This window comes from Pseudomonas sp. DVZ6, from assembly GCF_024259445.1.
Classification (GTDB): Bacteria; Pseudomonadota; Gammaproteobacteria; order Pseudomonadales; family Pseudomonadaceae; genus Aquipseudomonas; species Aquipseudomonas peradeniyensis.
In genome coordinates, this window is sequence record NZ_JANCLM010000111.1 from 1 (window position 1) to 544 (window position 544).

The following is a 544-nucleotide window of genomic DNA, read 5'->3' on the forward strand; positions in this document are numbered from 1 at the left end:
AGGTGAAGGTCAGGCCGTTATGGCCATTGACCGGCAGACCCTGGGCATTGGTCAGGGTCACGGTGTAGGTGATCTGGCCACCTTCGGTGACGGTGGTCTTGTCAGCGGTCAGTGTCGCAACGACTTCGCTGACGGTATCGGTGATCTGCACCGAAGCGTTGCCGCCCAGTTCCAGATTTTCGAAAGCCTTGCCATCAACGGCGGCATCGGTGATGCCGACGGTCAGGGTGTCGCCGTCCTTGAAGACGTCGTCGCCCTGGGCCTTGGCCTTGTATTCGGTTTCGGTCTGGCCGGCCGGGATCACGACCTTGTCGCCATTCGACAGGGTTACGGTCAGGTCATGGTCCAGCTTCTGGCTGACCTTGACGGTGAAGGCCGGCTGCTGGTCTTCGGTGACATCGCCTTTGCCGACGATGGTGACGGTGACCTTATCGCCCTGGTTGTCGGTGCCTGGCGTGCCAGTGCCCGGCTCGTCGGTCACGGTCGTGGTGATCGTGTTGTCGCCGAGGGTCAGTTTCTCGAAGTTGTCCGCGCCGCTGACGCC

At 61.9% G+C, this 544-nt stretch carries 1 protein-coding gene; it reads right to left on the reverse strand.

Annotated features, from left to right (window positions below; genetic code table 11):
• Positions 1–544: immunoglobulin-like domain-containing protein (locus tag NMG10_RS25855; RefSeq protein ID WP_254465383.1), on the reverse strand; the 544-nt coding region annotated here is incomplete at both ends.